Source organism: Pseudomonas palmensis (genome assembly GCF_049942755.1).
Classification (GTDB): domain Bacteria; phylum Pseudomonadota; class Gammaproteobacteria; order Pseudomonadales; family Pseudomonadaceae; genus Aquipseudomonas; species Aquipseudomonas palmensis.
Genome location: NZ_CP187958.1, coordinates 4,924,248 through 4,936,708, shown reverse-complemented (window position 1 = coordinate 4,936,708; position 12,461 = coordinate 4,924,248). Strand labels below are relative to the sequence as shown.

General features: G+C 67.3%; 11 protein-coding genes. 2 read left to right on the top strand and 9 right to left on the bottom strand.

The window, feature by feature from the left end:
- Positions 1–134: 134 nt before the first annotated feature.
- Positions 135–1,616 (top strand): PucR family transcriptional regulator, encoded by a 1,482-nt coding sequence (locus tag ACPRTJ_RS22785; protein WP_116054263.1) that lies wholly within the window; start codon positions 135–137, stop codon positions 1,614–1,616.
- A gap of 3 nt (positions 1,617–1,619) precedes the next feature.
- On the opposite strand, the gene ACPRTJ_RS22780 is transcribed toward ACPRTJ_RS22785, so the two are convergent.
- From ACPRTJ_RS22780 to ACPRTJ_RS22745, 8 genes are all read right to left on the bottom strand, one after another.
- Complete coding sequence (locus ACPRTJ_RS22780) at positions 1,620–2,558, bottom strand: LysR family transcriptional regulator (RefSeq protein WP_116054266.1); 939 nt, start codon at positions 2,556–2,558, stop codon at positions 1,620–1,622.
- Positions 2,559–2,585: 27 nt separating this feature from the next.
- Positions 2,586–3,560, bottom strand: coding sequence for a quinone oxidoreductase family protein (locus ACPRTJ_RS22775; protein WP_058540118.1), 975 nt, complete (start codon positions 3,558–3,560; stop codon positions 2,586–2,588).
- Positions 3,561–3,684: 124 nt separating this feature from the next.
- A complete protein-coding gene (locus tag ACPRTJ_RS22770; protein ID WP_043861362.1) occupies positions 3,685–3,993 on the bottom strand; it encodes an AzlD domain-containing protein in 309 nt (102 codons plus the stop codon).
- On the bottom strand, positions 3,983–4,699 hold the full coding sequence (locus ACPRTJ_RS22765) for an AzlC family ABC transporter permease (RefSeq protein ID WP_043861363.1): 717 nt from the start codon (positions 4,697–4,699) through the stop codon (positions 3,983–3,985). Before ACPRTJ_RS22765 ends, ACPRTJ_RS22770 begins: the two co-directional genes overlap by 11 nt.
- A gap of 161 nt (positions 4,700–4,860) precedes the next feature.
- The gene (locus ACPRTJ_RS22760) at positions 4,861–5,358 is read right to left on the bottom strand and encodes a VOC family protein (RefSeq protein ID WP_116054269.1); all 498 of its coding nucleotides are present in this window, start codon (positions 5,356–5,358) and stop codon (positions 4,861–4,863) included.
- Positions 5,359–5,395: 37 nt separating this feature from the next.
- The gene (dsdC, locus tag ACPRTJ_RS22755; RefSeq protein WP_054914605.1) at positions 5,396–6,334 is read right to left on the bottom strand and encodes a DNA-binding transcriptional regulator DsdC; all 939 of its coding nucleotides are present in this window, start codon (positions 6,332–6,334) and stop codon (positions 5,396–5,398) included.
- A gap of 14 nt (positions 6,335–6,348) precedes the next feature.
- On the bottom strand, positions 6,349–7,701 hold the full coding sequence (locus tag ACPRTJ_RS22750) for a D-serine ammonia-lyase (protein WP_116054272.1): 1,353 nt from the start codon (positions 7,699–7,701) through the stop codon (positions 6,349–6,351).
- Positions 7,702–7,738: 37 nt separating this feature from the next.
- Complete coding sequence (locus ACPRTJ_RS22745; RefSeq protein WP_426427329.1) at positions 7,739–9,082, bottom strand: gluconate:H+ symporter; 1,344 nt, start codon at positions 9,080–9,082, stop codon at positions 7,739–7,741.
- Between the two features lie 217 nt (positions 9,083–9,299).
- Between ACPRTJ_RS22745 and ACPRTJ_RS22740 the strand changes: the two genes are divergently transcribed.
- Positions 9,300–11,012, top strand: coding sequence for an amidase (locus tag ACPRTJ_RS22740; RefSeq protein ID WP_043861368.1), 1,713 nt, complete (start codon positions 9,300–9,302; stop codon positions 11,010–11,012).
- A 202-nt stretch (positions 11,013–11,214) separates the two neighbouring features.
- Here ACPRTJ_RS22740 and ACPRTJ_RS22735 read toward each other — a convergent pair whose 3' ends face one another.
- Positions 11,215–12,450: a saccharopine dehydrogenase family protein gene (locus ACPRTJ_RS22735; RefSeq protein ID WP_043861369.1), complete on the bottom strand. Its 1,236-nt coding sequence runs from the start codon at positions 12,448–12,450 to the stop codon at positions 11,215–11,217.
- Positions 12,451–12,461 lie beyond the last annotated feature (11 nt).

Here is a 12,461-nt window from a genome sequence, read left to right as displayed (position 1 = left end):
CGAGCCGCAGCCGGGTCGCCACAATCAGACGCAAACAAGATTCAGCCGCGCACCTTCATACGTTCGTACAAAGCCGTTCAAAGGCGCGCCATGCCCGGTTACACTGGCCGTCACCCTGCCCCGGAAGCTGCCCCATGGCCCTGTCTGTCAGCGACATCATCGCCCTGCCCGAACTGCGCACCCGCGTCATCAGCGGTGCCGGAGGGCTGGGCAAGCCGGTACGCTGGGCCCACGTGTGCGAACTGGCCGACCCCAGCGAATGGCTGGGCGACGCCGACCTGCTGATGACCACCGGCATCGGCATACCCGCCGATGCCGATGCCCAGCGCGCGTACGTGGAAAACCTCGCGGCCGCTGGCCTGGCGGGCATGATGATCGGCGAGAACATGCAGGCCCCGGCCAACCTCGAGGCCTTGATGGAGCGGGCCGACGCCCTGGATTTTGCGGTGATGTTCACCCACTACGGCGTTCCCTTCGCCGCCGTCACGCGGGCCATCGTCGATGCCGGCCAGCAGGAGGAGCAGGCGCGCCGCAATGCCATCACCCGGGTCTACGAAAGTGCCCGCATGAGCATTCAGGGGCTGGGCCTGGGCGCACTGCTCAAGCGCCTGGAAAAGGACGTGCAGGCGCGCCTGACCCTGCTCGACGCCGCGTCGCTCGCGCCCTGGCGCGACGCACTGGGCGGCCTGCCGACAAGCCAGCGCCAATGGCTGGCGGCCCGCCAGCGCGACACCTCGGGCAACCGGCCGGTGGTGCAGCGCCACGCGCTGGAGGCGGGCGAGCTGCTGGTGATGGCGCTGCCGTCCCAGGCCGACTGCCTGCTGGTGGCCGAAGGTGACGGGCTGCTCGACTACGGCCTGTTGCACCATGTGGTGGCGGTGCTGGGCATCGAGCTGGAGCGCCTGCGGGTCGACAACGAGCGCAACCTGCGCCTGGGCTCCGAGCTGCTGGACGACCTGTTGCAGCAGCGTCTGCCGGCGCATCAGGCACAACAGCGCCTGGCCGCCTTCGACATCGGCGCCGAACAGGCCTGCCTGCTGCTCGGCCGCGCCGCCGGGGTGTCACCGGCGGCCTGCGACGAAGCCCTGCAACGCCAGGGTCGTCGCGTGCTGATTCGGGTTCAGGGCGATGACCTGATCGTGCTCGGCGCCGCCGAAAGCATCCCGCAGTTGCAGGCGCAACTGCAGGCGCCGCTGGGGGTGAGCAACCCGCTGGGCCACGCCGGGCGCAGTGTCGAGGCGCTGCGCGAGGCGCGCCTGGCACTGGCCCACACCAGCGCCGCGCAACCGCTGGTGACCTACGCCCAGGCCGGCGCCAGCGTACCGTGGCTGGCGCAGAGCCTGGATGAAGCCGAACGTACCTTCCGCAACGTACTGGGCCCGCTGGCCGACTACGACAGCCAGCAGAACACCCAGCTGCTGCACACCCTGCAGGTGTTTCTGCAACACAACCGCTCGTGGCTGGCGGCGGCCGCGCAGCTGCACGTGCACAAGCAGACGCTGGTGTACCGCATGCGCCGCATCGAAGAGATCACCGGCCGCTCGCTGGACAGTACCGAGGACGTGGCCACGCTGTGGTTCGCCTTGCGCGCGGCGCGCATGGCGGGGCTGGCCTGAGGGCTAGGCGGCAGACGCCCCAGCGTGCTGCCATGGCGCCCCCTTGGCGAAGGCCGCCTCCATCCAGTGCTTGAACGCCAGGGTAGTGGCCGTGGTGAAGCGCGCCGAAGGCCGCATCAGGTAGATGCCCGACGCCGAGTCCAGCTGCCACTGGGGCAGCACGCGCACCAGGCGCCCCTCGGCCAGGTCCTGGTGCATCATCCAGTCGCCACCGGCCAGAATCCCCACGCCGCAGCGCGCCGCCGCCAGCAGTGCCTCGTTGTCATTGCTGATCAGGCTGCCCTGCACCCGCACCGTCTGCTGCCCGCCCTGCCCGTTCAGGCGCCAGTCGGGGAACGAACGCAAGCCGCTGAAACCCAGGCAATTGTGCCCGGCCAGGTCGGATGGCCGTTGCGGTGCGCCGTGACGATGCAGATAGGCCGGCGCAGCACACAGGATGCGCGTGTGCTCGCACAGCTTGCGCGCCACCAGCCGGTTGTCGGCCAGCTCGCCGACGCGCACGGCCACGTCGAAGCCTTCGCCCACGATATCGACGAAGCGGTCGGCATAGTCGACGTCGACGGTCACCTCGGGGTAGGCCAGGGAAAACCCGGCCACCAGCGGGCTCAGCCAGCGCCGGCCCATCGCCCCCGGCAGCGCCACGCGTAGACGCCCGCGCACCTGCGCCGCACCGTTGCAGGCCTCGAGTTCGGCCGTGCTGATCAGGCTGGCGGCATGCTGCAGGCGCTCCACCAGCCGCGTGCCCTCGTCGGTGAAGCGCAGTTGCCGGGTGGTTCGCTCCACCAGGCGAATACCCAGGCGCTGCTCCAGAGCCGCCAGGCGCTTGGACAGCACCGAGGCATGGCGTTGCAGCACCCGGCCGGCGGCAGCGAACGAGCCGTGCTCGTGCAGCGCCAGCAAGGTGGCAAATTCATCGGCCTGACGGCTGTCGAAAGGGTCCATCGGTGAGGTCGGCCTCGTGCGCGTCGGTCAGGGGATCAGCACGACCGCCCCCTGGGACCGGCCTTGCTCGATGGCAGCATGGGCGCTGGCCACGTCGGCCAGGGGGTAGCGTTGCCATATGTGCGGCTGGATGATACCCGCCGCCAGTGCATCCAGCACATCCTGTGCGCGCTGCTGGTACTCCTGGGGGCTGGCGGTATGTGCCGCCAGTGACGGCCGGGTGAGGAACAGCGAGCCCTTGGCGTTCAGCGTGCCCACCTCGACCGCTGGGGGCACGCCGCTGGTGGCGCCGAACGACACCAGCGTGCCGCGCGGGCGCAGGCTGTCCAGCGACGCCTCCCAGCTCACCCGGCCGACCGAGTCGTAGACCACATCGACCTTGTGGCCCTGGGTCAGCTCGCTCACCTGGGCCGCCAACGTGGCTGCGTCGAACACCAGCACCGCATTGCAGCCGGCCGCCTTGGCGCGCTCGACGCTTTGCGCCCTGGACACCACACCAATCACATGGGCGCCCAGGTGCCTGGCCCACGGCACCATGATCTGCCCTACCGCCCCCGCCGCACCGTAGATCAGCACACGCGTGCCGGGGCCTACCGGGTAGCTCGCCTTGAGCAGGTACTGGGCGGTGATGCCCTTGAACAGCACGGCAGCCGCGTCTTCGAACGACACGGCAGCGGGCAGCCTGACCAGGCGCTCGGCCGGGTACAGGCGTGCACTGGCATAGCCACCCAGCGGCCCGGTGGCATAGGCCACACGGTCGCCCACGGCCACCTCGGTCACGCCCGCCCCCAGCGCCCGCACGGTGCCGGCACCTTCCAGGCCCAGCGCGGACGGCAATGCAATCGGCACAGTGCCCTTGCGCTGGTTGATGTCCAGCGGGTTGACGCCGATCGCGGCCTGTTCAAGCCACACCTGGCCCGGGCCTGGCGCTTGCACGGCGCCGGCCTGAAGCTGCATCACCTCGGGGGCGCCTACCGCCTGGAGCGTGATTGAAGTCACCATGATGTTGCCTCTTGCAGTGGTTGAAGGTCTGCAAAGGCTAATTAGCGCACCCGTAAACGACAATACAGCGCCATTGCCGAACATATGTGCACCTGATGCAGCAATGCCAGGTGCCCTTCGCCCCCTACAGCGCCCGCACCAGCGCCGCTGCCACAATGCCTGCCGCAATCGCCGGCAGCGGCTTTTTCACCAGCAGCATCACCACCGCCGTGCTCAGCAGCGCCAGGCGTGCGCCGTTGTCGCCGTTCACCGCCAACGGCGTCAGCACCGCCACCAGCACCGAGCCGGACATCGCGCTGATGAACTGCTGCACGCGGTAGTTGATGGGCACGAACGACATCACGAACACACCCCCCCAACGGGTGGCCAGGGTCACCAGGCCCATGATCACCACCAGCAGCAGCGTGCCGGCGCCTGCAGTTTCAACGTTCATGCTTGTTCTCCATCCACACCACACCCAGAATGCCGCCCGCCAGCGCGCCCACCACCACGTGGCTGTTCTCCGGCAGGTACCAGTAGGCCAGCAGCGACGAACCGGCCGCCACGATCCAGATCATCAGCATGCGCAGGCTCTTGTGCCCGCCCAGCACCATCGCCAGCAGAAAGCAGCCCATCACCATGTCCAGGCCCAGGCTGACCGGGTCGTGGATCGCATTGCCGAAATGCAGCCCCAGCCAACTGCCCAGGCACCACGCCGACCACAGCGCGATACCGCCGCCCAGCACCAGGCCCAGGCCCGGCTTGCCGGCGTTCAATGCCTGCATGGCCATCGCCCAGTTGGCGTCGGACACCACCAGCATCACGCCGTAGCGCCGGGCAGTGGGCAGCTCGCGCAGCCAGGGGTACAGCGTGGCGCCCATCAGCAGGTGACGGGCATTGATGGCGAACACGGTGATAATCAGCGGCACCAGCGGTACCTGCTCGCCCCACAGTTCCAGCGCGGCGAACTGCGAGGCGCCGGCGAACACCAGTGCGCTCATCAGCAGGGTCGCCGCGTCCCCCAGCCCGGTCTGGGCTGCAGCGAGGCCGAAGGCCACACCGAACACCACGACGAACAGGGAAATCGGCAAGAGTTGCTTGAAGCCAGCCCAGACGTCGCTCCACGCAAGCCTGGATAGATGCTTCTCTACGGTTGACAAGGCACAGCCTCCTTCGTGTGGCGATCTTGTCATGCACCGGCCCGAAGGGGCGCATGCCGAACCGCTCGTTTTATAGTGACGCACGCGCGCGCTGGCGTGCGGGCGCTACTATGCCCGCACACACGCGCGTCACAAAGCCTGTTGTGCAGTTGTCGGCGAATTTACTCTCGCGTCGGTGCCTTGGGTCGCAAGGCGGCCTCGATGGCAGCGATGTCTATCTTGTCCATCTGCATCATCGCGTCGAAGGCACGCTTGGCCGCAGCCGGGTCGGGGTGGCTGATCGCGGCGGTCAGCGCGCGCGGGGTGATCTGCCACGACAGCCCCCACTTGTCCTTGCACCAGCCGCACACGCTGGCCTGGCCGCCGTTGCCGATGATCGCCTGCCACAGGCGGTCGGTCTCGGCCTGGTCGTCGGTGGCCACCTGGAACGAGAACGCCTCGCTGTGATGGAAGGCCGAGCCGCCATTGAGGCCCAGGCACGGGATGCCCATGACCGTGAATTCCACGGTCAGCACATCGCCCTGCTTGCCGGCAGGGAAGTCGCCGGGGGCACGGTGCACGGCGCCCACCGCGCTGTCGGGAAAGATGCTGGCGTAAAAGGTGGCAGCCTCCAGCGCCGCGCCGTCGTACCAGAGGCAGATCGTGTTCTTGCTGTTCATCGTGGTTCTCCACAGAAAAGCGACAGACCTCTGCAGTCTAGTCGCCCGCAGCGCAACCCTTGAGCCAGTCGATCAGTACCTGCACCCGCCGGGGCAACGGGTCGCGCGGCGGGTGAACCAGAAAGTAGTCATAGCGCCCCGGCTGGGAAAACCCGCCGAACGGCAGCACCAGCTCGCCCTGGTCGATACGCGCCTGCACCAGGCGCTGGCGGCCGATGGCGATACCGGCGTGGTGGATGGCCGCCGTCACGCACAGGTCCGACCGATCGAAGGTCAGGCCGCGCTGCGGCAAGGCGTCCAGCAGCCCCTGCTGGCCAGCCCACAGTTGCCACTCGGCATCGAACACCGCGTTCTCCCAGGCCAGTGCATCGTGCAGCAAGGTGCACTGGCGCAGATTGGCGGGGTTGTCGAACAGCTGGTGCAGCTCGGCATAGCGCGGGCTGCACACCGGGGCGATGGTCTCGCTCATCAGCGCATGGCTGACCAGGCCGGGAAACTCGCCATTGGCGTACAGCAGCGCCAGGTCGATGTTGTGCGTGCGAAAGTCGACCGCATCGTTGCCCACCCGCACGTCCAGCGCGATATTCGGGTAGCGCTGGTGGAAGTCGGCCAGGCGCGGCACCAGCCAGCATTGCGCTGCGGACGGGCGCGCATACAACGCCACCGCCCCGCGCAGCTCGGCCTCGGGCGATGGCTCCAGGGCATCGCCCAGCTGCTCCATCACCCCCTGCAGTATCGCGAACACCCGCTCGCCCTCGGCTGTCAGGCGTATGCGCCGGGTCAGCCGCTCGAACAGGCGCAGCGCCAGGGCCTGCTCCAGGCGGGCGATACGGTGGCTCACCGCACTGGGGGTCAGGCACAGCTCCTCGGCTGCCTGGGCAAAGCTCAGGTGCCGCGCCGCCACCAGAAAGGTGTGCAGGTTGGCAAATTGCGAGCTGTTCAGGCGTGCGCTCAAACGCGGGGGCAGGTTCAGCATCGGGGCAGGTTCCGCTAGTGTCCGGCCAGCAGTGTACGGCCCTGCGCCAGATACGCCTGCATTTCATCGTCCGGCACCATGCTGCCGCCGGTGCCCCACACCAGGTGCGTGGCATTGGCCAGGCGCTGCGCGCTCAGGCCCAGGCGCTGGCGATAGCCCTGCCGTTCCCCGGTCACCCGCAGGAACCCCGGCAGCCCGGCCAGCGCCGAGGGTTCCAGGCGATGGCCCTCGATGGCTTCGAGTTGCGCCAGTTGCCGATACAGCTGCTCGTCGGGAACGGTGTAATAGCCGTCGATCAGGCGCTGCATGGAGCGCCCGACAAACCCGGACGGGCGCCCCACCGCCAGGCCGTCGGCGGCGGTGCGGTTGTCGATGCCGAAGTCGTACACGCTGACCTGCTCGTGCAGCCCGGTGTACACCCCCAGCAGCATGCAGGGCGAATGGGTCGGCTCGGCGAACACGCAGTGCACCGCGTCGGCGAAGATCTGCTTCAGACCGAATGCCACCCCGCCAGGGCCACCACCAACGCCGCATGGCAGGTAGACGAACAGCGGGTGCTCGGCATCCACCCTGATGCCCGCCGCTTCAAGCTGGCGTTGCAGGCGACGCGCCGCCACCGCGTAGCCGAGGAACAGGTTGATGGAGTTCTCGTCATCGACGAAATGGCAGCGCGGGTCGGCCTCGGCCTGCTGGCGCCCCTGCTCCACCGCCACGCTGTAGTCGGACGCATACTCGATCACCTCCACCCCGCAACTGCGCAGGCGGTCCTTCTTCCACTGCCGGGCGTCGGCCGACATGTGCACGCTGGCCTTGAAGCCCAGGCGCGCACTCATGATGCCGATGGACAGGCCCAGGTTGCCGGTGGAGCCGACCGCCACGCTGTACTGGCCGAAAAATGCCCGCGCGCGGTCGCTGTCGAGGCTGGCGTAGTCATCCCCAGGCTGCAGGATGCCCGCCGCCAATGCGAGGTCTTCGGCGTGCTTGAGCACCTCGTAGATACCGCCACGCGCCTTGATCGAGCCGGAGATCGGCAGCAGGTTGTCGGCCTTGAGCCACAGCGCGCCCTGCACGGGTACCTGCGCTTCGGCGCACAGCGCGGCCTGCACCTGCGCCAACGGCAGCAGGGGCGACTCGATGATGCCCTTGCTCACCGCCGTCTGCGGGAAGGCCGAGGCAATGTAGCTGGCAAAACGTTCCAGCCGCGCGCTGGCGTCGTCCACATCGGCCAGGGTCAGCGGCACGTCGCCCAGCGCCTGCGCTGTCGGGGCCAGGCCCGGGTTGAACCAGGTGGTCGGTTGCAGGCGCACCAGGTCGGCGATCAAGGGGTGGCTGTGCTGCCACTGGTCCAGGGTCTTGTCGTGAATCATGCGGTTCTCCAGAAAAGTGACGGTAGTACGGGCAGGCTCATACCCAGTGCGACAGCAACAGGGTCATGCCCAGGGCCACGACCGAAGCCAGCAGTGTCGCGGCGGTGAATTTTTTGAGCGCCTCGCCCAGCGACACGCCCAGGTATTCCTTGACCACCCAGAACGCCGAGTCGGTGACGGTAGTCCAGCCAATCGCGCCGGCGCCAATGGCAATGATCACGATCTCGCGGTTCTGCCCCGGCATCGCGTCCAGCAGCGGCAGCACCATGCCGGCGGCGCTGACCATCGCCACGGTGGCCGAGCCGACCGCCAGGTGCATCAGCCCGGCGACGAACCAGGCCAGCAGGATCGGGTTCAGGTCCCACTGCGACAGGGTGCTGGCCAGTACCTTGCCGACCCCGCTGTCGATCAGTACGCCATTGAAGGCACCGCCGGCACCGATGATCAACAGGATACTGGCCAGCGGGGTGAAGGAGCCGGCAGTCAGCGCCTGCAACCGGGCCATGCCCAGGCCACGGCGCAGGCCCAGCGCCCAGTAGGCGAAGCACACCGCGATGGCCAGGGCAGTGAGCGGGTTGCCGAGGAACATCATCAGCCGGTACAGCCCGGCCTCGGGCGCCAGGGTCATGCTGGCCAGGGTCTTGCCCACCATCAGCAGCAGCGGCAGCAGAATCACCAGCAGGGTCAGGCCCAGGCCCGGCATCGACTGGCCAGCGGCTGGCGTGGCGGCAGGCTCTGCCGCGGCCTGCGCGTCGGGCGCCGCGTGCCGCGGGCACACCAGCGTGGCCCATACCGGGCCGGCAATCACCGCGGTCGGCAGGCCGACGATCAGCCCGTACAGGATCTCCTTGCCCACGTCGCCCCCCAGCAGCTGGGTGATGGCCATTGCCGCCGGGTGCGGCGGCAGCATGCAGTGCACGGTCATCAGCGATACGGCCAGTGGCAGGCCGACATAGAGGATGTTGAGCCGGGTCTGGCGGGCCACCACGTAGATCAGTGGTATCAGCAACACGAAACCGACTTCGAAAAACACCGGTATGCCCACCACGAAGCCCACCAGCATCATGGCCCACGCCGTGCGCTGTTCACCCAGGGCGTCGAGCAGCGAGCGCGCAATGCGTTCGGCGCCGCCCGACACCTCCAGCAGTTTGCCCAGGATGCTGCCCAGGCCGATCACCGCCGCAAGAAAACCCAGGGTGCCGCCCATGCCCTTCTCGAACGAATCGGCGATGGCCGGCAGCGGCATGCCGGCCCCGGCGCCCACCACAAAACTGGCCAGCATCAGGGCCAGGAACGAGTGCACCCGAAACCTGACCACCAGCACCACGATCAGGCCGATGGCCGCCATCAATATCAGTAACAAACCTGCGTCTTCGTGCATGACTTCGCCTTTATTTGTTTTAGTGAGCGATTGCCGCGCAGGGCGCGGTCGGAGGCGATTAGGCGGCACGCAGGCAGGCCTTTACAAAGGATGGTTTTTCAGCGCACAGGTGATCTGAGGTCATCTGCCAGGGCCCTCGCCGGGCGGACACCTGAACCTTAAACCGCTATGATTCCCGCCATCACTCATGACCCCTTTGGCCGCTGGTAACCACCGCATGATCGAAGTCACCGAAGTTTCCATTGCGCAGCTGCGCGCCGCCCTCGAATCGGGCCAGACCACCTCGGTCGAGCTGGTGAAGGCCTACCTCGCCCGCATCGATGCCTACGACGGAGCAGACACGCCCACCGCGCTCAATGCGGTGGTGGTGCGCAACCCCGAAGCCCTGCGCGAAGCCCAGGCATCCGACGAGCGTCGTGCCCAGGGCAAGCCCCTCGGCCCGCTCGACGGCATCCCCTACACCGCCAAGGACAGTTACCTGGTCAAGGGCATGACCGCCGCCTCCGGCAGCCCGGCCTTCGCCAACCTGGTGGCCTACCGCGACGCCTTCACCATCGAGCGCCTGCGCGGCGCCGGGGCGATCTGCCTGGGCAAGACCAACATGCCGCCCATGGCCAACGGCGGCATGCAGCGCGGCGTGTATGGCCGGGCCGAAAGCCCGTACAACGCCGCCTACCTCACCGCACCCTTCGCCTCGGGCTCGTCCAACGGCGCGGGCACGGCCACGGCGGCCAGCTTCGCCGCGTTCGGCCTGGCCGAGGAAACCTGGTCCAGCGGCCGCGGCCCGGCCTCCAACAATGGCCTGTGCGCCTACACCCCTTCGCGCGGGGTGATCTCGGTGCGCGGCAACTGGCCGCTGACGCCGACCATGGACGTGGTGGTGCCCTTCGCCCGCACCATGGCCGACCTGCTCGAAGTGCTCGACGTGGTGGTGGCCGAAGACCCCGATACCCGTGGCGACCTGTGGCGCCTGCAGCCCTGGGTGCCGATCCCCAGCGTGGCCTCGGTGCGCCCCGCCGCCTACCCGCAACTGGCGGCGGACAGCGCGGCGCTGGCCGGCAAGCGCTTCGGCATCCCGCGCATGTACATCAACAAGGACCCGGATGCCGGCACCTCGGACAGCCCCGGCATCGGCGGCCCGACCGGCCAGCGCATCAACACGCGGCCTTCGGTGATCGCACTGTGGGAGGCGGCGCGCAAGGCACTGGAAGCGGCCGGCGCCGAGGTGCTCGAAGTGGATTTCCCGCTGGTATCGAACTGCGAGGGCGACCGCCCAGGTGCGCCCACCGTGTTCAATCGCGGCCTGGTGTCCAAGGCATTCCTGCACCATGAACTGTGGGACCTGACGGCCTGGGCCTTCGACGACTTCCTGCAGGCCAACGGCGACCCGCAGCTCAACCGCCTGGTGGACGTGGACGGGCCGAAGATCTTCCCCCACGACCCCGGCACCCTGCCCAACCGCGAGGGCGACCTGGCGGCGGGCATGGACGAGTATGTGCGCATGGCCGAGCGCGGCATCACGCCGTGGGACCAGATCGCCACCCTGCCCGATGGCCTGCGCGGGCTGGAGCAGACGCGGCGCATCGACCTGGAAGACTGGATGGACAGGCTGGGGCTGGATGCGGTGCTGTTCCCGACGGTGGCCGATGTGGCCCCGGCCGATGCCGATGTGAACCCGGCCTCGGCGGATATTGCCTGGAGCAACGGGGTGTGGGTGGCCAACGGCAACCTGGCGATCCGTCACCTTGGGGTGCCGACGGTGACGGTGCCGATGGGGGTGATGGCGGACATCGGCATGCCGGTGGGGCTGACCTTTGCCGGGCGGGCGTATGATGACTCGGCGTTGCTGCGCCTGGCCTCGGCGTTCGAGGCTACGGGTTCAAAGCGCTTGATACCGCCGCGAACCCCGATGCTGGCACGCCGTAAATAGATAGAGGTTGGTGCCTATCGCGGGTCAAGCCCGCTCCCACAGAGAACATCACTGGGACCGAACCCAGCGCACATTTCCTGTGGGAGCGGGCTTGACCCGCGATCGAGCGCGCAGCGCTCGCAAGACCGATCGCCACGAACTATCAGACAAAAAAGGGGGACGCCATCACGGCGCCCCCCCTTTTTTTGTCAGCCTGAACCCATCAGTTCCAGGGACGATCGCCGTTCTCGTCCTTGATGCGGGTCGGCAGGCCCATCACGTCCAGCGCCTTCAGGAACGGCTCGGCCGGCAGTTCCTCGACGTTGGCCATGCGCTGCACGTCCCACTCGCCACGGGCCACCAGCAGGGCCGCCGCCACCGGCGGCACGCCCGCGGTGTAGGAGATGCCCTGGCTGTCGGTCTCGGCATAGGCCTCTTCGTGATCAGCCACGTTGTAGATGAACACTTCGCGTGGCTGGCCGTCCTTGGTGCCCTTGACCAGGTCGCCAATGCAGGTCTTGCCGGTGTAGCCCGGCGCCAGCGAAGACGGATCCGGCAGCACGGCCTTGACCACCTTGAGCGGCACCACTTCCAGGCCCTCGGCGGTCTTCACCGGTTGCTCGGACAGCAGGCCCAGGTTCTTCAGTACGGTGAACACATTGATGTAGTGCTCGCCGAAGCTCATCCAGAAACGCACGTTCGGCACGTCGAGGTTCTTGGACAGCGAGTGCACTTCGTCATGGCCGGTCAGGTACAGGTTCTGCGAACCCACCACCGGCAGGTCGTCGGTACGCTTGACTTCGAACATGGTGTTGCTGGTCCACTGGCTGTTCTGCCAGCTCCACACCTGTCCGGTGAATTCGCGGAAATTGATTTCCGGGTCGAAATTGGTGGCGAAATACTTGCCATGGGAGCCGGCATTGACGTCGAGAATGTCGATCGAATCAATGCGGTCGAAATACTGTTGTTGCGCCAGTGCTGCATAGGCATTGACCACACCCGGGTCGAAGCCCACGCCAAGAATGGCGGTGATGTTCTTCTGCTGGCATTCCTCGAGGTGCTTCCACTCGTAGTTGCCATACCAGGGCGGCGTCTCGCAGATCTTGCCCGGTTCTTCGTGAATGGCGGTGTCCAGGTAGGCCACGCCGGTATCGATGCAGGCACGCAGCACCGACATGTTGAGGAAGGCGGAACCGACGTTGATCACGATCTGCGATTCGGTTTCGCGGATCAGCGCCTTGGTTGCCTCGACATCCAGTGCATTGAGCGAAAAGGCCGTGATGTCGGCGGGTACCTTCAGGCTACCCTTGGCCTTGACGCTGTCGATGATGGCCTGGCATTTGGAGATGTTGCGTGACGCGATGGCAATACGACCGAGTTCGTCGTTGTGCTGCGCGCACTTGTGGGCCACCACCTTGGCGACACCTCCTGCACCAATGATAAGAACGTTTTTCTTCAATTTCTTTATCT

What these genes read in the sequence shown, in the direction of transcription:
- ACPRTJ_RS22745 (WP_426427329.1), bottom strand. Translation starts at nt 9,082, where the DNA reads ATGCACGAAGACGCAGGTTTGTTACTGATATTGATGGCGGCCATCGGC.
- ACPRTJ_RS22740 (WP_043861368.1), top strand. Translation starts at nt 9,300, where the DNA reads ATGATCGAAGTCACCGAAGTTTCCATTGCGCAGCTGCGCGCCGCCCTC.
- ACPRTJ_RS22750 (WP_116054272.1), bottom strand. Translation starts at nt 7,701, where the DNA reads ATGATTCACGACAAGACCCTGGACCAGTGGCAGCACAGCCACCCCTTG.
- ACPRTJ_RS22785 (WP_116054263.1), top strand. Translation starts at nt 135, where the DNA reads ATGGCCCTGTCTGTCAGCGACATCATCGCCCTGCCCGAACTGCGCACC.
- ACPRTJ_RS22760 (WP_116054269.1), bottom strand. Translation starts at nt 5,358, where the DNA reads ATGAACAGCAAGAACACGATCTGCCTCTGGTACGACGGCGCGGCGCTG.
- ACPRTJ_RS22780 (WP_116054266.1), bottom strand. Translation starts at nt 2,558, where the DNA reads ATGGACCCTTTCGACAGCCGTCAGGCCGATGAATTTGCCACCTTGCTG.
- ACPRTJ_RS22775 (WP_058540118.1), bottom strand. Translation starts at nt 3,560, where the DNA reads ATGGTGACTTCAATCACGCTCCAGGCGGTAGGCGCCCCCGAGGTGATG.
- dsdC (WP_054914605.1), bottom strand. Translation starts at nt 6,334, where the DNA reads ATGCTGAACCTGCCCCCGCGTTTGAGCGCACGCCTGAACAGCTCGCAA.
- ACPRTJ_RS22770 (WP_043861362.1), bottom strand. Translation starts at nt 3,993, where the DNA reads ATGAACGTTGAAACTGCAGGCGCCGGCACGCTGCTGCTGGTGGTGATC.